The 19370-nt window shown below is 43.9% G+C and carries 18 protein-coding genes; 6 read left to right on the forward strand and 12 right to left on the reverse strand.

Features of this window, described 5'->3' with window-relative positions; all coding sequences use genetic code 11:
- Positions 1–65 precede the first annotated feature (65 nt).
- Entirely contained in the window at positions 66–1616 is a 1551-nt protein-coding gene (locus ACLWOR_RS13260) for a pentapeptide repeat-containing protein (protein WP_413941229.1), read from the forward strand.
- On the opposite strand, the gene ACLWOR_RS13265 is transcribed toward ACLWOR_RS13260, so the two are convergent.
- The 3 genes from ACLWOR_RS13265 to ACLWOR_RS13275 form a co-directional block, all read right to left on the reverse strand.
- A complete protein-coding gene (locus ACLWOR_RS13265) occupies positions 1613–3103 on the reverse strand; it encodes a sensor histidine kinase (RefSeq protein ID WP_413941230.1) in 1491 nt (496 codons plus the stop codon). The two genes, ACLWOR_RS13260 and ACLWOR_RS13265, sit on opposite strands and share 4 nt — an antisense overlap.
- Positions 3104–3333: 230 nt before the next feature.
- Positions 3334–3768 (reverse strand): hypothetical protein, encoded by a 435-nt coding sequence (locus ACLWOR_RS13270; RefSeq protein ID WP_413941231.1) that lies wholly within the window; start codon positions 3766–3768, stop codon positions 3334–3336.
- Between the two features lie 24 nt (positions 3769–3792).
- Positions 3793–4068 (reverse strand): hypothetical protein, encoded by a 276-nt coding sequence (locus ACLWOR_RS13275; RefSeq protein ID WP_413941232.1) that lies wholly within the window; start codon positions 4066–4068, stop codon positions 3793–3795.
- Positions 4069–4256: 188 nt separating this feature from the next.
- Here ACLWOR_RS13275 and ACLWOR_RS13280 point away from each other — a divergent pair, with 188 nt between their 5' ends.
- Positions 4257–5135 carry a LysR family transcriptional regulator gene (locus ACLWOR_RS13280; protein WP_413941233.1) on the forward strand — a complete coding sequence of 293 codons (879 nt, stop codon included), beginning with the start codon at positions 4257–4259 and terminating at the stop codon, positions 5133–5135.
- Positions 5136–5156: 21 nt separating this feature from the next.
- On the opposite strand, the gene ACLWOR_RS13285 is transcribed toward ACLWOR_RS13280, so the two are convergent.
- Positions 5157–6203, reverse strand: coding sequence for a hypothetical protein (locus tag ACLWOR_RS13285; protein WP_413941235.1), 1047 nt, complete (start codon positions 6201–6203; stop codon positions 5157–5159).
- Positions 6204–6540: 337 nt separating this feature from the next.
- Between ACLWOR_RS13285 and ACLWOR_RS13290 the strand changes: the two genes are divergently transcribed.
- The 3 genes from ACLWOR_RS13290 to ACLWOR_RS13300 all read left to right on the forward strand — a co-directional run bounded on the left by ACLWOR_RS13290 (position 6541) and on the right by ACLWOR_RS13300 (position 8527).
- Positions 6541–7443 (forward strand): TIGR02147 family protein, encoded by a 903-nt coding sequence (locus ACLWOR_RS13290; protein ID WP_413941236.1) that lies wholly within the window; start codon positions 6541–6543, stop codon positions 7441–7443.
- Positions 7440–7952 carry a hypothetical protein gene (locus ACLWOR_RS13295; RefSeq protein WP_413941237.1) on the forward strand — a complete coding sequence of 171 codons (513 nt, stop codon included), beginning with the start codon at positions 7440–7442 and terminating at the stop codon, positions 7950–7952. The genes ACLWOR_RS13290 and ACLWOR_RS13295 overlap by 4 nt, the downstream gene beginning before the upstream one ends.
- 89 nt (positions 7953–8041) lie before the next feature.
- Positions 8042–8527, forward strand: a complete 486-nt coding sequence (locus ACLWOR_RS13300) for a hypothetical protein (RefSeq protein ID WP_413941238.1) — start codon at positions 8042–8044, stop codon at positions 8525–8527.
- On the opposite strand, the gene ACLWOR_RS13305 is transcribed toward ACLWOR_RS13300, so the two are convergent.
- From ACLWOR_RS13305 to ACLWOR_RS13335, 7 genes are all read right to left on the reverse strand, one after another.
- Positions 8528–10762, reverse strand: a complete 2235-nt coding sequence (locus ACLWOR_RS13305) for an RCC1 domain-containing protein (protein WP_413941239.1) — start codon at positions 10760–10762, stop codon at positions 8528–8530.
- A gap of 226 nt (positions 10763–10988) precedes the next feature.
- A complete protein-coding gene (locus ACLWOR_RS13310; RefSeq protein WP_413941240.1) occupies positions 10989–13502 on the reverse strand; it encodes a hypothetical protein in 2514 nt (837 codons plus the stop codon).
- A gap of 144 nt (positions 13503–13646) precedes the next feature.
- On the reverse strand, positions 13647–14699 hold the full coding sequence (locus tag ACLWOR_RS13315) for a J domain-containing protein (RefSeq protein ID WP_413941241.1): 1053 nt from the start codon (positions 14697–14699) through the stop codon (positions 13647–13649).
- A 12-nt stretch (positions 14700–14711) separates the two neighbouring features.
- A complete protein-coding gene (locus ACLWOR_RS13320) occupies positions 14712–15926 on the reverse strand; it encodes a trypsin-like serine peptidase (RefSeq protein ID WP_413941242.1) in 1215 nt (404 codons plus the stop codon).
- A 278-nt stretch (positions 15927–16204) separates the two neighbouring features.
- Positions 16205–16759 (reverse strand): cysteine hydrolase family protein, encoded by a 555-nt coding sequence (locus ACLWOR_RS13325; RefSeq protein ID WP_413941243.1) that lies wholly within the window; start codon positions 16757–16759, stop codon positions 16205–16207.
- Positions 16760–16844: 85 nt separating this feature from the next.
- On the reverse strand, positions 16845–17558 hold the full coding sequence (locus ACLWOR_RS13330; RefSeq protein WP_413941244.1) for a hypothetical protein: 714 nt from the start codon (positions 17556–17558) through the stop codon (positions 16845–16847).
- A 140-nt stretch (positions 17559–17698) separates the two neighbouring features.
- The gene (locus ACLWOR_RS13335) at positions 17699–18349 is read right to left on the reverse strand and encodes a hypothetical protein (RefSeq protein ID WP_413941245.1); all 651 of its coding nucleotides are present in this window, start codon (positions 18347–18349) and stop codon (positions 17699–17701) included.
- Between the two features lie 279 nt (positions 18350–18628).
- On the opposite strand from ACLWOR_RS13335, the gene ACLWOR_RS13340 reads away from it, so the two are divergent.
- On the forward strand, positions 18629–19045 hold the full coding sequence (locus ACLWOR_RS13340; protein ID WP_413941246.1) for a hypothetical protein: 417 nt from the start codon (positions 18629–18631) through the stop codon (positions 19043–19045).
- On the opposite strand, the gene ACLWOR_RS13345 is transcribed toward ACLWOR_RS13340, so the two are convergent.
- A complete protein-coding gene (locus ACLWOR_RS13345; protein WP_413941247.1) occupies positions 19046–19348 on the reverse strand; it encodes a hypothetical protein in 303 nt (100 codons plus the stop codon).
- Positions 19349–19370: the final 22 nt, after the last annotated feature.

Consider the following 19370-nt stretch of genomic DNA (forward strand, 5'->3'; position numbering starts at 1 on the left):
ATAATTCCCTGTTTAAAATTGACAGAAAATCCCGTCGTTTATAGAAGCTAACCCGGGAGTTCTTCATGAAATTGCTGCTATTTTCAATGATCACTGTCCTTTTTTCCTCTGGTTATGCTGCGCCTCTCTATACCTATAACTCAACTTCAGGGGTGTGCTTCAACCAAAACCTCGAACGAGGCTTCAACACAGATGAAACTACGAGCGAATGCCGAGACTTCAGTAGTTTGAGTTTTGTATCAAGATCTTTTGAAAATCAGAGTTTGCAAGGGACAAGCTTTAAAGCGGCCAATCTTCTTAAGGCGAGCTTTTCAGGTGCTGATTTACGAGGAGTCGATTTCACAGATGCTTATCTGAAGGACGTTTCTTTTAAAAATGCCATCGTCGATAAATTTACGAAAACCTCTGAGTATTTTGATTGGGAAAAAGCAGGAGCCAAACTTTCCGTATCAAATGATGATTATGATGCTAAAAAAGAATTCGAAATCCTGGTTAGAAAGTTTACCGCTCACACCTCCACCATCGCAGACATAGAAACATTTTTAACTAAAAACCCAACTCTTGATTTGAATGAAATAACTGATGATTCACCCAGCAGCTATAGCCTACATGTACTGGTCATTAATTTACTCACTCAAGGCCAACTGGATTTTTTCAACTGTCTCGTAAAAAGAGGTTTTAGATTCGATTTGGATTTTTTAAGATTCACGGAGGACGGCTATAGAAGAGAGCCTAATTATTTACGAGCGGCCTTAGCTTCTAATAGAGAAGATGTTTTGGATTATGTGTTACGATATTACAGCCCGTATAAATTTACTCGAGTTCACCTATCTACGATCATCAATGATCTATCGCCCACGAGTCTTGATCAAATTGTAAAGTTCCATCCTAACCTTCTGACTGATATACCAACTAAGAACTACAGAAATGACGATCCTCTCTACAACGCTAGCAAGCCCGATATTCTAAACCGTCTTTTAGAGCTACAGATACCTCAAGGTGCGACTGGCGATTATTCACGAAAATTTTTATTTGAATTCAAAAGAACCCTAGATTTTAGATTTTTAGATATCCCCCTTTCATTTGGATTCGATTTCTCAAATGAACGAACATCTCTAATGGAGATCGTATCGAAACATTGGGAACACATTTTAGATAAATCGGCATTTCTGAAAGAGTTAAAAAGCCGAGCCTATTCGCCTCACCAACCACACGGTTTAAAAGTGCTGGCCGAAAACGAACTTGGCAGAATAAGCTCTAGAATAGGTAATACTTTCGCCTTTAGGGGATCTGGAACTGATGACATTAAGAACACTGCGAAATATCTGGATATCCTGAGGGTCTATATTTCTCTTGTTGGAGTTCCTGTTAACAGCAATTTATTAGAGGAATTTCTATCTCAAGGTGGGGGTGGAAACTACTATTGGTATCTCCCAGAGTATGAAATCGCCTTTAGAACAATATTGGATCTCGATCCCCGACCGGACCTACAATATGCTTTAGAGGTCGTTCAATCTATACAAAAAAATGCGAAAACTCCTAACGATCCGATTTGCAAAAGGCTCCTGGAATTAATTCAGAGCCGAATGCAAAAGCCAACCCGGGACACCCTTTAAAGGTTCCAATTAGGAACATCACTGTGTTTGATCGTCACCGTCGATTTTTTAATCGCAGCCCCCACCGGGCGACGACGCGGCAATGAGAATGTCACTGTTGTGCCTCGTCCCGACTGGCTCTGCATTTCCACCGTTCCGCCGTGAGCTGTGACCAGTGTTTTGACCATCGCAAGGCCGATGCCAGCACCTTGATCGGCAGTCTTTTTAGCTTGCCAGAAGTTATCGAAAATTCCAGAAACCTGATCGGATGGAATTCCCGTCCCTGTGTCGATAACCGAAATATTCGCAAACTTCTGATCTGAACGAACTTTCACGACGACTTTTTCTCCGCGCGCGGAAAACTTGATCGCGTTACTAATAAGATTCACTAGAATTCTCACTACACGGTCATTATCGTAAAATGCCAAAATAGGCGGATTGACTGTATCCACTTGCAAACGAACACCATGTTCTTTCGCGATGGGCTCCATGACCTGTCGGGCGTTCTCAAGCACTTGATCTATCGGCAATTGATCCATGCGCAAGGTAATGCCTTCCATTTTATTGCTGTTATTATCACGAATATCTTCAATCACACCCTCAATCGTTGTGACCGTGCTTTTCATTAGCTGACTACTCTCAATAAAATCCAAATCTTGCGGAGCTGCAGCCAGTCGATCCGCAGTCGTATTAATAATATGCAGTGAATCCTTCAGATCATTTGAAATAGCCCAAAGAGTTTCATCACGGTCTTGCACGGCTTTTTGCGCTTCTAAATACAGACGTTTTTGTTGTGCCAGTTGGAATTCTTGTTTGCGCACCAAGCGAATCACCAGAAATGCCATCGCAACAAAGATAATCGCCATCGACACAGTTAATGAAGTCATACCTTGCGGAATCTGAAGTTCGGCACCTACGGCGGCCTTACGCGCCTCTTCGCGATTTTTATCCAGCTCTTCCTGATGCAGTCTCTTGACTTCATCGAAAAGTTTATTGATTTCAGTATTGATAGAACCGGTTTTAGATTGGAAAAACTGTCCTACGATTTTGGATTCAGTTTTCTTTTCTCGGAACTCCATACCTTGATCAAAAAAACTTTGCGTTTTATCTGTGAGTTCGCGGATCTGCTTTATATACTCAGCGACTTTCGGAAGATTGTACTTTTCTTGGAAGTCCGTAAGAGCTCTTCCAAAATCAGCGCGCAAAGTTCTTTGGCGCTCAAATAACGATGACGAACCTAAAAGAAAAAAAGCGCGGCTGGTGTCAATTTGTGCCGCAGAAAGGTTTCGTAACTTTTCTATTTCAATTAAAGCCGAAGGATCTGCATGGGTCGCGGAATTATTAGCTGCCACGGTTTGCTGCAATCTGATGGCAAATCCCCAGGCGCCAAGTATAACAACGGCGAAAATCACAAATAGAACGAAGAGAGATCTTTTCTCTAAGTTCCATTTATTTGTTTTTTTATCTTCTTGCGTGATGATAGTTGGGTTTTCGTTTTTTATTTCCATAAAAAAGAGCTAACAACATTCACAAACCACGGCGCAACCCAAAAAGTGCCAAACGGCACGATGTGAAGATATCTTCACACCGATGCAACATCTCTAATGAATTTGTAGAGAGAACTCAACTTTCAAAACGGACGCAAGTCGTGACCTCTGAATTAGCGACACACAAAAACCGCTGCCACGACGGTTTTTCCATTCCAGCATTAGACGCGTATCAAGCTGCCAATTTTGTTTTAATAGTAATCAATGCAAGTAGAATCGTCTTCAATCGATAGGAACTCGTCGGACACCGGCCATATAGGGCGGAAAAGCAGTGTGGTTCTTGCTTTGTTTCCGGTAAGCTCTGCTCCCTTTTCCGTAAGGTCGATTGTGAACTGAGTTTCTGCTGATGACTGGCCGTAAGCAAAACACTCTCTTACGCCGAGGAGTTGTTTAAAATCACCAACAAGCTCCGCCTTTATAAGCTCACAAGCCTTTGAGATTGCGTAGGGATTTGACCACTTCTCTCTGCCTATGAAAGCATTGAATCTCTGAGGAGATGCCTCTGAATAGACAAAGGAAAGATTAACTTCTCCCGAATCTTCCAAGACGCAATCAAGGTGGCGTGTTGCTCCGAAGGCATAAAGACCGATAGATGAAACAATAAAAAACAGGTTCAACTTTTTCACATTTAACTCCTTCGCAATAGAGGTTTAGTCGGCGTAAATAAAAGATGTCGCAAGAACTGCGCAGTCGCTATTTCTTGTTACGACTTCGTACATAGCGTATCCGCCCGCTTGATCCGCAATCACTCTTTGGATCGTCATTTTTTCTGTACGAGCAAGAACGGCAACAGGCCCGACAACATCAAGAGCACCGAGCTCGTTCTCCATATAATTACTAATTTCAGCATCACAGACGGTAGGTTCGTTAGATGCAAATGCGGATACGCTCATTAACGCAATCAAAAACGAAATCATGATTTTCATATTGCTATCCTTTATAAACTCGATTTTTTAAAGCCCGCCCCTTGAGTTATCTCCGCCCCAAGGAACTAGCTGGTTCACTTAAAGGCCTTCAAGTCTTCAGAGGGCCCGTTTAAGTCCGGAGCACTAAATAAGCTTCATACCTAAATACTTCAAATTGATTATTTATATAAATATGATAGATACAGTGTATGGATAATTTAGACCTCAACTACCTGAAGTACTTTTTCTATGTAGTGAACTCAAACGGATTCACAAGGGCTGCGGAAGCTCTTCATGTGCAACAACCCGTCATCAGCCGTGCGATTAAGCTTTTAGAGCAGCAATTGGGTTTTAAACTACTCGAGCGCCAGAAAAAGCAGATCATCCTCACCACCGAAGGGAAAGAGGTCTATCAACTTGCCCAAAAGGTCTTTCTGAATGCCGGGCAAATCACCGCTTACGCCAAAGATCGTCATGAGCAGACATCTGGGGATCTTTGCTTTGCGACCTCAGACTCCCTGGCTCCGGATGCGATGGGCTCAGTTCTAAAAAACGTGATTCAGAAATATCCAGGGGTTCGCCCTATTCACCATGCGGGACCCGCTCAATTATTAATCGACAAAATCCGCTCTGGAACAATTGAGTTCGGCATGTTCTTTAATGTGCCCGATCTTCCAGCTGACCTTGAAAAATCAAAACTCACCAATGTGCCTTTTGAATTCGTGATCGCAAAGGAACTTGCGAAAAATAAAACAACTATGGAATCATTCATTGCTTCCAAAGAACAAGACGATGATGAGTCTTCAAGACTCCCTCTTTTTGAGAAATACAAAGCTCACCACAAAGGGGTGAAAGTCGTCGCGGTTTCCAGCAGCTCCATGGCACGAAAAAGCTTAGTCTTAAACGGCCTTGGCGTCACAATCCTCCCCCGCTTCTTAGTGCGCACGGAATTAAAGAACGGCACCTTCAAATCAATCCATGAAGGCGACTACTCTCTGCCTCTTTATTTGGTTGAACGAAAAAGCTCTTATAGAACGAAAATTAAGCACCTTCTTATCTCGGAGATAAAGAAAACTGTAGAAGGATGATTTAACAGCGAATGGTTAGATTTATTTGAATTCAATTTCGAACTGCTCGGTTTCAGAGGTATTGATGAGTAAAAGAAAATTCTCATTCCACTTTCCAGAAACTGCCTCCAACACTGATTGAATTTTCGTATTCTTTCCAGATTTAAGAACTCGATAAACTTCCAATGACGAAGTACTAATTGGCTGTACAAAATTGGAACTCCATTTAGAGTCTATTCGCAAAAAACCGCCGGATTCTAAATGATAGGTGCCAGGCTTTTCAATAAGAGCGGACTTAGCAAACCCTCCCCACCCAGGGATTTCAAAACCTGAGTTGAGACTTAAGACGAACTGACGGATTAAGAGGCGTGGTTCTGTTTTAAGAACCACTGCAAAATCTCCTAAGGATTGAGTTCCGTTCGGAATGGCACGAAATACAGCCGCCCCATAGCGACTCGAAACAAAAGATCCAAAAAGAGAGTTAATCGCGTATTCCTTTGAGTTTTTAAACGGCATTTCACGTGCAAAGAAGCTTAAAACCTGACTGTCGTGAGAGATATTTTCGTGAAGATCAAACAAAGGACCTTCCGCAATTTCTGCTTCAACCTGTTGAGCCATCATTTCATCTATCCACGGACTAAGATCACGATCGTGATTCAAATGGTGGATGAGTTCATGCCCAACCAAAACCGGAAGAGCATATTTTGATAAGCGCGAGCAGTCTAAAGAAATTGAGGCATCCACCAGTTCACGCGGATGCACGTAAAAGCTGCGATACATCTTTGAGCGCGTCCCGAAAAAATCAAAAAAGATTCGTACGTTGGTAAAACTAGAGTCACTGACATTCGCAACAAACTTGGACAAAGCTTTGCGCACATAGGATTCAGGACGCACCACGAATTCACTCAAATAGCCATCGAGTTTCTGAATAGGCTCTGCACAGTGTGGGAGAGCTTCCGAAAAAGCAAAGACCCTCAAAGAATCTGATAGCGGTAAAGAAAGAACTTCTTGTGGCTGACCTAATCTAAAGACACCGCCTTCATCAAAGTACGGACGCGGAAGAACCTCTGCCAGCGCAGATAAGCTCAAACTCCCCACTATCAAAAAAGCACAGAGCCCCTTTATCACTCAAATTCCTTATAAATATCTAATATCTAACTAGCAAAATCCGATCCGGCTGATCTGAAATCCATTGATTTATGGACGACCTTTTCCAACGAATGACCCATTTTTGCCATCCACTGTATACGGCAAGAACACGGCCTAATTCATTCCTCGTATCCAGATAGCTCTCTATTGTAAAATTTTTAATACATATTACCTAGTATAATCAGCATGTTATGAATTTAATCGTGCTCAGATCACTTGCGAATCTTGATTTTATTCGTCGCATCATTTATAAAGCTAGTCACTTATGAGGCAAAACTTGAACACACCAAACAACCTTCAAATTTGGAATTTCGCAGACGCGATTTTGTTTTTGAAGGCCTACTACGAGCAAAGAAAGAAACTCAACCCCGAGTTTTCGTATGCTGTCTGGGCAGATGAGTTGGGCCTGAAAAGCCGCTCCTTCTTGCGTTTGGTATTGGTTGGAAAACGCAGTTTAACTGAAAGTGTTGCCGCTTTAATTTCAAAATCTCTAAAACTCAACAACAGTGAAGCTCGCTACTTTCACAACCTTGTTGGTCTAGCTCGCGCAACGACGCTCGAACAAAAAGAAACACACATTCGCGAGATCACGAAGCTACATGAAAAGTACAAATTGAAATCTCACGAGATCTTGGAGGTTTCCTCAAAAGATCTTTTTGATTTCCTTTCATCATACAAGATCCCCCGCCTCCAGGTTCTACTGGGATTAAATGATATTGAAAAGACTGAAGCACGATTAGCTGCTCTCTTAGGAGTCAAGGAATCAGAAGTCGCTGAACAACTGCAGATACTTCGAAAAATTGGATTGGCGGATAAAGATTCACAAGGACAATGGCATTCAAAAGAAGGCCAGGTCGCGACGCAAGATGTCTTGGGCAACATCGCCCTTCAAAGCTTCCACCGCAAAAGCTTGGAGGAAGCAGCCAATGCACTTGAACTTCCTAAGGAAACTCGTCGTTTCCAAAGCCTTGTCATGGCGCTAACCGAAGATCAGTTCCAAGAGGTACATAATCAATTACGCCGCACATTAGAGAACACCCTCCAGGATTTCGACTCTTCGGAAGGTCACGGCAAAAAAGTTTATCAAATTAATTTAAATATTATTCCGGCAACAGGCCCTATCCTCCGTGATATGAATCACGCGCCAGTGGGACGTTCGGAAACGAAAGGTCAGTCATGAAAAATCTAATTTTCTTTGCACTTTTAATTCCCTCAATCGTATTAGCACAAACTTCAGACGTGGTTATCAAATCTGTTGGCAAAAAATCAATTACTTCTGCAAGTTCAGCAAAAGCAAGCTCCGGTGTTATCATTGGTAGCGGCGCCGACGGAGTTCAGGATCCACTTATTTTTACAGCAGATTGCACTCAAAATAAAAATGATAACTATTTTTTTGAGATCTTTATTCCCTCAATGTACGACAGTTCAAGAACGCAACTTACCGTTGGCGTTCAACTTCGAATCGACGAGCGCGTATACACAACACAAAACGTCAGTGTCTTCTCTGATGAATCAGAGTCTAAACTTATCGCCTCTAACAAGGCTGTAATTTCAGCAATCTCTAAAGGCGGAATGCAAATCAAGATTAAGCTTCAAGATGGACGAATCTTAAACTTCGATCAGCGTGGCGGACGAAACATTCGCCTCGGGAATGAGACTTATATGTGCTCAAACCCAATTGGATTTTAACTGGTTCAAATGCATAACAATATTCATTAAACGAAGAGGACCGGGCCATTATTCTGTGACAGAAGGTCTCCATACAAATGGAGATAACTATGAGAGCACTTATTTTGGCCCTTTCACTTCTTTCAACTGCACCTGCCTTTGCAAATGTTCCCACTATCAAGCCTTGTACGGCAAAGGGCCTTGCTTATCTTCAAGAGTTCGTTGCAGAACGCGCCGCTGATGCTCCATCAACTGCTCACTATATGGTGAGTGCAAGTAACCAAGTTGTCGGCGTTTACGTTTGGGATCATGACGGCCTCAGCGCTTACGGACAAATTTGTGAAATCATTGACGTGCCTGACGATCAAATCACAGCAAGCACGTGGTATTACTGGGAAAGCGACTTAAGTTCCAACCCTGCTACTTGGCCGCTTCACTCTGAACACTCCCTTGCTCAAGATGAAGGCCGCTCTTACTTGAAGGTATTAACAACTGCACCGAATGGCGACATCACGATTGAATTTAAAGTGGTTGGCTGGGGCGAGACAGAAGATGAAATCATCTTCCGCTCTGAAGTTTTGCGCTTGGTAAAATAATTAACGTCGTCCCATGCTGCCGTTACCACCGGCCCAGATTTTTTTCCAATCTGTTTGGCTTCCAATTTGAACAGGAGAGCTGTTATTGGAAGTCACACCGTTACCGAGTTGGCCATATGTACCAGCTCCCCACGCAAATGCGGTTCCCGCAGTACGAAGTCCAACGAAATGTTTCGCACCTGCTGCAATAGCCGTCCATGTATCAGAGCCTACTCCAACTGGCGTACTTTTGTCAGCTGTCGTTCCAATACCCAACTGACCCACATCATTAAAGCCCCACGTCCACAATGTTCCATCAGAACGGATAGCAGCTCCACTTCCCAAGCCTAATGAAATATCCGTCCACGTCGAAGTCGCTCCCAAACGCACTGGCGTCGATACGTGAGTTGTCGCATTCCCGTTGCCAAGCAACGCAGAACCAGCCCCCCACATCCAAAGCGTATTATCAGTTTGAATCGCTCCATGAACACTTCGTCCGGCTGCAATTTTACTCCAAGTCGTCAGAACGCCGACTTGAACTGGGGAACGTTTGCGATCCAGAGAAATATCATAATAAACACTGTCGACATCTGAATACTGATACTGCTGCCAACCCCACTGCCACAACGTACCTGTTGTTTTCAAAGCAAGTGCCGTGTGATCACTGATTTGAACTTTCGACCAATCGGTATCAGAACCAATTTGAATGGGTGAAGATACGCGAGCGTGAATATCTTTTCCAAACAAACCAGTGACGTTATAGCCAAAGCCATAAAGATCGCCGTTTGTTTTTTGCACATAGAAAGTATCTTTGGAAGCAACATTGATAACCGGAGCCCAATCCGTGTCAGCTCCTATTTGCACCGGCGTTGAAACGAATTTCGTGTTATGCCAGTATCCGATATAACCCCAGACCCAGAGTGTGCCGTTCCGAATTCCCGCCGTAAAACAATCTCCGGCTGCAACTGCCGTCCAATCAGTCCAAGTTCCCATTTGCACAGGAGTTGAGATAGTCGTGGTATTGCCTCGCCCTAACTGTCCGTCGGAGTTATTACCCCACACCCACACAGTTCCATTCGTGCGTGTGGCTACGACGTGATTATGTCCCACACTGACGCTTTGCCAGTTCGTCGCACTCGATGTATTCGATGCCCACACATAATCAGAAGTCGTTCCCAAACCCGCTTGATAATCAGCAGAGTTACCGATCGACCAAAGAGTGCCATCGGAAATAATTCCCAAGCAACTTTCCATTTTTACAGAAATTTTTGAAACTCCACTTGCCGATTGTATAAACGCTGATTGATTAGTTTTATGCCCCAGCCCTGCGGTTCCATCACCGTTATATCCCGTAAACCAAAGTGTTCCGTCAGTTTTTAACGCCATTGTTAAATCGTATCCGCAAACAACATCCGCCCAGTTTGTCGCCGATCCGATTTGTTTGGGTGTTGAGACCGTTCCTGAGTTCCCACCATCTCCCAAGGCTCCATCGGTGCGAGTGCCCCAACCCCACATTGTTCCGTCAGATCGAATCGCCATCGTATGACGGTTGCCGCAACTTACTTTTAACCACGTTGTCGATCCTACTCGGGTAAGCGAAGAAACACTCGTGGTACTTCCTAATCCAAGTTTTCCATTCGAACCGTCACCGGTGACATACAGCTCACCCGCTGCATTAATAAAGGCCGCGTGATTGTGACCCGAAATAGATCGCCATGTTGTTGTACTGGACGCAATAAACACCGGAGTTGACGAAACAAAATCTCCTAAATTGGTTTGCCCTAAAAGTCCAAAGTTATTGGCTCCCCAGGCCCAAAGTGTTCCGTTCTCTTTGATCGCAAGTGTCGTGGAATCATTTGTCGCAACATCTTTCCACGCTTCACCATTCACTTGAATTGGTAATATATTATTTGCTCCGACCGTGCCATTACCTGGAAGTCCGGCGTTGTTTGTATCAATACCCGAACTCCACAGCGTTTTATCCGGAGCAATATAGTAAACGGTATTGTCATCTAATGCGATTTTCGCCCATTGATTGGGAGAATGAAGAATTGGAGAGGAAACGTTGTCGTTAGCATTCAAACCTAAACGATCATTCTTGTTGTTTCCCCAAGCATAAATTGCGGGAAGACGTCGGCGCGATATTCTCGAACTCACAAAACCAAACGCACTCGGTGCAGAGCTTGTGATACAAGCTACCGCCGCTGTTTGTGCTAGTTTTGCTAATAGATGCCGCCGTGAAAATCTTTGGTACAAGAACACACCCCGTAAAGATTTAATGTCTTCAGATCAGGCGTTTCCAAACAAGAAGGAATACAATAATTTTAGGCGGAGCCCCTGTAACAGTACATTAAAATGGGGTACTTAGCGGTTTTGTAATAATCAGATCTCGACTAATGACGAGGAGGAGAAAGTGCCTCCTCGTGAGACTCCATTTATAGAGTTTTATAGAGTGAATTAACCCCATTCAGGCAAAAAATAACTACTCAACACCATCTTCAGTGAATCGCAAAAGAATAAAATCTGACTGCAAAGTGAAACTGGCTGTGCCACCCATTAGGTAACCTCCATCCGGCATTTGCAACATCGTAGCGAGGTCTAATTTCGAGCCAAAGGGAGCAACAAATGTGACCGGGTTACCGCTATTAAAAGTCGCATCCATACTTCCATCAGCATTCAAGCGACGCAGCTGAGTCTCAAACCGTCCACTATCATCAGTAACGACACCCAAGGTTACTTTTCCATCGGATTCAAGCGCGCCACCAACAACCACACCATCAGTGTAAGATGTAAGTTGCACAAAACCATTCGTTCCAAAAGAGGTGTCCAAAGCTCCGTCTTTATCGAACTGAAGAACAAATGGTTCGACGCCAACAAAAGGATCGCCGACCGAGCCTGCAATCAATATCTTGTCATTTTTAACGACGACATTTCTTAACATGTAACCGCTTGCTCCGCCTGAAGGATTTCCTTGATACACACCTGCCGTCGCAAATGTGGCATCCATGGATCCATCACTATTGAGTCGAATGAGATCGATACTAACGTCATTTCTTCCCGCGAGTAAGATCTTGCCGCCTTCAAGAATTTGGATATGAGTCGCGCCATCAGAATTTGAAGGTAAATCAATCGTCAGTGTACCTGTTGTATTAAACGATGTATCCAACGCACCTGCAGTGGTGATTTTGACAACTCCAAGTGCGAAGTCTGTAGCCAACATCACGGCCGTCGCCACGTAAATGTTGCCGTTGGTATCGAGCGCCAAACTGGAGCCATAAAGACCGAATTCATAAAAAATGTCTCGGTAGCCGACCGTATTAAAACTTAAATCTAAGGTCCCATTTTCGGTAAAACGAACCACGCGGACTGTCGGATCACCGGCATCCATATAGTTAAGAAGCACAACGATGCTCTTGTCCGACTGTTCAACAACATCTCCAAACTCCCACATAGGACCAACAAACGGAGCATACTCAACGGCCCCTCCTGTTCCAAAAGTACTATCAACCGATCCATCTGAGTTGTAGCGAACAATAAGAGCTGCTTCAGGCAACCCACCGGAACTCGATCCACCGACGGCCAAAAGCTTTCCGCTTGCCAACCGCTTGGTGCTGTACATGATATCAGTGCTCTGATCGCCGATATTGATAACTCGAGTTCCCGTTGTATTAAAGCTGGTATCCGCAGCGCCCGTGCTTGTGAATTTTTTAAGCCCGGTCGAAGTTAATCCTACACCCGAATCAATCGTATCTCCGTAGACGAAAAGCCCCGTCCCGCTGACTGAAACCTGGAAGACAGACGAATCTTGCCCCGCTACAAAATCAAAAATGGAATATCCCGTTGTATTAAATGTGGTATCTGTTGAACCATCAGCATTAACCCGAGCGACAAAAGCCTGTGCACTGAAAAACGATCCCGCAAAACCCGCAACTACGATCTTGCCATCGGTCTGCACATCTACACTCACCACAAAGTTGTCGGAGGCGGAAAATTTTCGAACCACATAACCAGTCGTATTGAAAGAGGTGTCTAAAGCTCCGGTGGTGGTAAACTGCGCAATCACCGTGTTAGCACCATCACTGCCAGCAACAATAATTTTTCCGTCACTCAAAAGTTTCGCACCAGAAACATGGATGCTTGCATTGTTTGTTTTCGCCTTACCGCCGGTACCGAATGTATTATCCAGACTTCCATCGGCATTAAGTCGCATCATGCCGATTCCATCAACCGCATCATTTGTATGGCCCGCAAGAATGATTTTACCATCTGATTGCAACAGAATTTTACTAACCAGGTCAGAGGATGATCCTGGAGAAAATTGAGAAAGAAACATACCAGCAGTTGCAAATCCCGTGTCCAAGCTTCCGTCGGTATTGACACGAATGACGGTGAAATTTTCATTAGTTTGACCGGCAATCAGGATCTTACCATCTGCCTGTATGACCATGTCTGATACATAGTCGGAATTGCCTGACAGATCAAAAACTGCCGTTCCACTTTTATTGAAACTTGTATCGTATGTTCCATCCAAATGATAACGCGCTAAAATAATATCCTCGTCACCGGGATTTGTTTGACCTGCTAGATAGACTACATCACCTACCTGCACGAGCTTTTTAAAATAGCTGATGAATCCCGGCCGAATCGCCGTGACGTTTCCTTTTTGATAACCAAACGTCATATCAAGAGAGCCATCCGCATTAAAAGACTTCAGATATCCCTGTGAGGGCCCAGCCCCTGAAGTTCTACCGGTCACCCAAATGCGTCCGTCCGCCAGCTCCAAAAAAGCTCCCGCCTCATCATCAGAATCACCATCACGCAGCCGATTCCAGAGGGAAACACCGCGACTACCAAACTCAGAAGAAGGCTCTGTCACCTCGCCGGGCAAAGTTCGAGTGGAGCGGAGAAAACTAAAATCCATCATTCCGCAGGCAGAAAGAGACAGAAGAAGAAATCCAAGAAGAGAAGTTTTGATAGTGAACGTGCGGTATTTCATATCCTTCTTATCGGATTCTTAACAGGACACAGGAGACAGAATATTAAATAGTTCACATGATTCTTATAGAGAGACGGTTTTCATTCGGGTGCTCATGTTCGAACAATAAATATGAATTACTCTCTGAAAATTTGAGAGGGGAAATTAGAAAAGTCCGCGACACATCTCGGCCGACTCAAGAGCACGAAGAGCTTCAAAGATTTTCGCAGCCTGCCCGTTTTGTCGTTTTAAAAGCAGTTCCAATTCATCTCGATAATCAACCAATGCATCGGAATGAGGAAAATGTCGCGCGAGCGTATCTAAGCTTTCTTGCGATGCAGACTCAATGATCTTACGAAGAAAGGCTTTTTGCTTCTCGCCCTGCTGAACTGTCGGCAAAAACTTTTCAACAAGAGCAATCGTGCTATTTGGAGATTGATGATTAAGTGTCCAAGTGATCCAACGACCCACATCAGGATGATTGCGCCAATGAGGTTTTGTTAAAAGTTCGCCCACGACATAGTCAACATGTCGGCCGGTCAAGAGCGTATCGATCAACTCTGGGAAACGAGCCGCCTGAGGTAAGAGCATGAAAGAATCAATTTTACTTCGCGCGTGCTGAAACTCTCCGGGAAGCATACGGTTCTTATCAAGATCATTGAACTTCTGGATCAGACTCATTGCCAACGTTCTAAAATACGACGACACACTACTTTGTGGATGCCAGTTTAAATCAGCTATCAAAGCGTACAAATAAGCGCGAGCATTTCCTCGCACACCCACCAAGTTTCGCAACAGATTCATCTCGTAAGTTTGTTGTTTGTTCCAAAAAGCATTTACATTTTCCATCCAACCCGGCGGAGGAGAACTCATCTGAGATTGCTGTTGATAACTTGCGTGCGTACCAGGGTTCGAGTAAGTAGCAGAGTACTTTTTGAGAGACGAATCATATTTCATGCGCTTTGAATCATCCGCCAATTCTTGCCAGGCTTCGTTGATATTCTGAAAAAACTCGCGGTGCATTTCGGGATTACGGTCCGGATGGTATTTTATCGCAAGTCTTTTAAAGGCCTTTTTAATTTCTTCCGTAGTTGCTGACGATGAGACACCCAAGCGTTCATAAAAATTATTGCTCAATGGATTTGCTTGGGATACGGCTTGACCTTGGGCAACCCCTGATAAAAGTGCAAAAATTAAAATGAATGCACTAAACTTCACGGATATCCTCTCTTAATTTCCACAAACCGCGAGTTCATACTCGCGATCCGAATAAATAAAATAAGAACCACGAACTTCATGAGCAAGAGCGCGTCCTTGGGTTAACATTTGTGCAACATCAAATTGCACAGTCGTGTAAGCCGAGGCAAATTGCGAAGGTACCACATCATAGCGATAATCTGCCGTAATAAACTTCTCAGGACCCCAGATTGGCAACGATAACGCCAGCATGGCCTCAGTCGTCCCTGCTTCGGCTAATGCTTTTAACGCGGATTTCTCGAGGCACTGGATCTGAGGGATGACAACCATGCGGTCGTTTGCAAACACCCGAGACTTGCTAAAACGGAATTGCGCACGATTGGATAATTGAAATGCTTGAAACTGCGAATCAAAATTCATTTCAAGAGCGTTTGCGTAGAACGCTTTGAAATTGAATTCAGATGGTCTTTTTTCATCACAGCGTGAATCTTTGACGGGAAAACCCGTTGGTAGATCCACACAAGCCATATTGGTCATCACAGACAATGGAGCATATTTTTTATCCATAGGCCAAGTCGCATGAACGATCGCGCGAACGCGGCCTTTTTCATCCACAGCAACCGAACCTGAGTTTCCGCGAATGATCTGACAACCCGTAAAAGACGCCACCGGGCTCAGCGCATCGATATAACCAGGAATTAAATCTGTGTTCTGAATACTTTCACAGGACTTCTTACGTAAAACCGCGTTCACGGGACTCCCATGAACGGGATCAAAACTATAGGTCGTAACTTTGATTCTATTAGGAAGGCCCTCACGGCTGATCGGAAATGCAGCTCTCTTAACCGGGCGATTCAAACGAATCACAGCATAGTCCATATGACCCGTCGGAAACTCTTGCGCTGCTTCAGAAATATTCAATATAGATTCACACTCGGCACGTTCGGCAGCATAACCCGCAGTTTGTGGGAATACGGCTGCAATGCGACCAACACATGAAAGAGTTTTATCTTGAAGGTCCTCAGGAATGCAGTGACGGTTGGTCACCAACGTTCGCGAGTCGATGAGAAATGAAGAACAGCGATCCAGCTCTCCGTCTGGTTTCTTTGCCAGAATAAGAGCCACACCACTTGGACACTCAGCTTCGTTCGCGCACACAGCTTCAGTTGCTGGAGGCACGCCCGCAGCGGCCAGCACCGACCCAGTCAGCATAATTCCAAATAAAAAAAGCAGAGTTCTTTTCATCATCATAGGAAATCTATGCGATGTTTGTTCCAGGGGGCCTTACTAGCATTAGAATCATTTAAGCTTATTGCAAGACCGACTTAACAAAGAAATCTCAAAACGAGACGTTAAGAACGCCTTTAAAATCACACAACTGACTAACGATAAATGTCATAGCACGAGGGCACACATCGGATAGATCAACAGAATATTCGCAGCAACCATAAACACCTTTGATTGAAACTGGACATTAGAATATTTCTACCTTAGCTGATTTTGCCTCAGCCCAGCAAGAATAATATCTAGATGAGGCCTCTTGATGAAGGAGTCGTTTTCACTTTTAAGATACTCTTCATTTGCGCGATAGCTTGTTTGTTATCGCGTTCCGTATTCGAAGCGATACAGTCTTCGGGGATCCAAAGATCATAGTTGCGCATGTAGGCATCATTGGCTGTGAAGTAAACGCAGATATTACCTGCGATTCCGGTCAGAATGAGTCGTTTGACTTTCAGATCTTCGAGAAGAATTTCAAGATTGGTGTTAAAAAATCCAGAGTGCCTTGGTTTTAAGACAAAATAGTCTGATTCTTCAGGCCTAAGAATCTGAGCAAGAGGAGCCCCATAACAGCCTTCCGTCACACAAGCTTCGTACACTTGATGCCAGCTGGAGCGCCACTGACCAAAGTTATCATTTACATAAATCACAGGCTTAGATTTTGTCTGCATGCGTTTTTTCAGTTTCAAAATCTGGCGGGCCGCTTTGAGAGCATGAGGGCGCAACTGTTTGGCTTCAGGAAAATCTAAAGTGTTCAGCATATCAATAATTAACAATGCCGTTTTAGGTTCCTTTATTTGCAATTGCCCTCCTATCTGACAATTATAAATTCACAGTACCATGGAGGGAGCAATTTAATAAAAATTGAGAGAAATACAGAGAATCCGCTTAAGGAATGTTAAACTTCGCTTCAAAAGCATAAATTTCGTTATAGACACGAGATTGTTCATCAAGAACCCGACGCATCTCGGGATTGTAGCACTCACCTATTTGTTCAATACTCTTGCCACAAGCAAGCAAGTAGATTTGATACATGTTCGAACGAATCAATCCGGCGAAATAGTGATTTAAGACTGAACTGCCAAGGCCCGACTGCATAATAGATTTGAGATTCAGCTGCTTTATTAACGGCAAGATATCCGAATGAGTTTTACGATTGCGAAGCTCATCCGTCGACAAATTTAAAACATTTCCGATTGCTAAACGTAATTTCAGCTGCTGCACGATGGCAGGCTGCGTTTGAGATTTCAAAACAGCGGCTGCTTTTTCAGGACGACAGCTATAGATTTTCCGTTGATACTTTTCACCGAACAATTCTTCTGACTTTTTTTCTCCGTAGAGACTTTCGCGCAGATTTCTAACCACGTAGTGACCGGGCTGAGGATCCGTTATATCAGAGGCCGTCGATAGCCCATTGAGACTGTCTTTTTCTAAGATTTCAGAGGAGTTGATTGCCATGGCAGCATGAATAAACTGAGAACCACTTTGGAAAGAAACAACATCTCCGTTTTGGATAGCCGTTTGATCTGACTTTAGCTGGCAAAAGTTTTGGAGATAAAAAGAAAACTCAACATCTGAAGTGTACTGAATGCTCTTTATCATTCCCGAGGCATAAAGAGCCGAGTTGAAACAGTTCGGCCCAGAAACTTGAGAGGGATGAGACTGAAGGTACTGAACGGAGGACGCGGCATTCACAGCCACGGTCACCCCCGTCAATACTAGAGAAATTAGAAATCGAGAGATCAATTCAATCCTACGCGACCCAAAGTCGGTTGTTCGTTTTGAATCTTCTTAGCTCTTAAAGCTTCAATCTTTTTTCTGTTAGCCGCTACTCGTGCCAATGAACGACGCGTTTCACCCGATAAGCGTTGGTGTTCTTTTTTATTTTTAATTAAAGATTTTTGATAAGAAGCCTGTGCTCTCTTCAAAGCTTCATGGCTTCTTTGCTCAGCGTCTTTGGCTTTTGCCCAAGCATTACGGACTTTTTCCATTTTAGCGTCCATTTGCGCTGATTTTTTATTTAATTGTTTTTCTTGAGCTTCATTGTTACGAGCTTGTTTTTTCAAGCTTGCGATTTGGGTGGAAAGCTTTTGCGTTTCTTTTACATTTTGTTTTTGTTGTTTTTCAAGACGTGCGATCTCTTCACGAATACGGCGAGCTGATTCTTTTGCTTCGGAAGTCAAAGCCGCATGATTGTCTTTTGCGAGATAAAGATCGTCAGCACTCATATCGAGGCCCGCTTGAGCGTCATCACGATTGGCTTGAGCCGACTCAAGCTCAGCGCGAGATTCGTAAAGAGCTTCAGTCGGTGTCGCTGCAAAAACAGACGAAGAAATAAAGCCAGAAAGCACCGTCATAGCGATTAATTTAGGGAGCATAAGCTTAGCATTCATAGTGGGTCCTCTCAGAAAGGTTCACCCGTCAGATTACACAAATCATGCCCTGAGGAATCCACCTCCTCGCCTTCTTTAATTGGACTTGAGAGGTTCAGCTTTGTAAGAATCACAGGCTTAGACCAAAAAATGGAGGCCTAAAATTGGGCTCACAGCTGTCCATAGATTAGACAGCCTCAGATCGCAGAAAACGCTCTTTCGACGAATTCTTCTCATCTTGAAACAGAAAACCACGACTGGCACAGTTTGCAGATAAAGAGTGAGATTGGAGGAGAAGTTATGCGCAAATTCAAAGATAAATTTCGTACTATGACGATTTGCATGGGCCTATTCCTCACAGTGGCTTGCCAATCTGTACAACATCAGTCGGCTTCAGATAATCTCAATGAGGCCCAGATCAAAGCCTCGCAGAATCGCATTCTTTCAAATCAAATTGTAAAACTCCGTGAAGAAGCTCGTGAGGCGCAAAGCCGTGGTGACTACTACGGAGCCGCTGACCTCCGACGTGAAATCAGAGAAGTTCAAATCAAGCTCACCTTAAATGGTGGAAAGTCCCCGCAAGAATACGACATGTACGAATCCGACAACTATCGCTATCGCAACGAAGTGCAATTGTGGGAAAGAACCAACGCCAATTCAACTTATTCCAATGGCGAACTCACGACTAGCAGTAAAATGCTACGTAATGCCCAGTAATTAATTCTTCACACAGGTAATTTTCTCGGCCTTACAAAACGACAATAAAGTGTGTCCTTGGCACTTTGCCAGAACTTCTTTGCGAGCATCTTCTTCGGTCTTACCTAAAGCTGAAAACCGATTTCCCATGGATACTAGCTTGCACGTGTATGTGGCCACTAGTCCCACCTTACCATCGCTAACATCTAAGGCCAATGTTCCTTCGTTTTTATTTTGATCATTGGGATTGATCACTTTCAATCCGCAACCCGTTGCAATTGAAATCAAAAGACCTGTAACGGCGACTAAAGAACGTTTTTTCATTTCATTTTCCTTAAGTTGAATC

This window comes from Bdellovibrio sp. HCB2-146 (assembly GCF_047345725.1).
Lineage (GTDB): Bacteria > Bdellovibrionota > Bdellovibrionia > Bdellovibrionales > Bdellovibrionaceae > Bdellovibrio.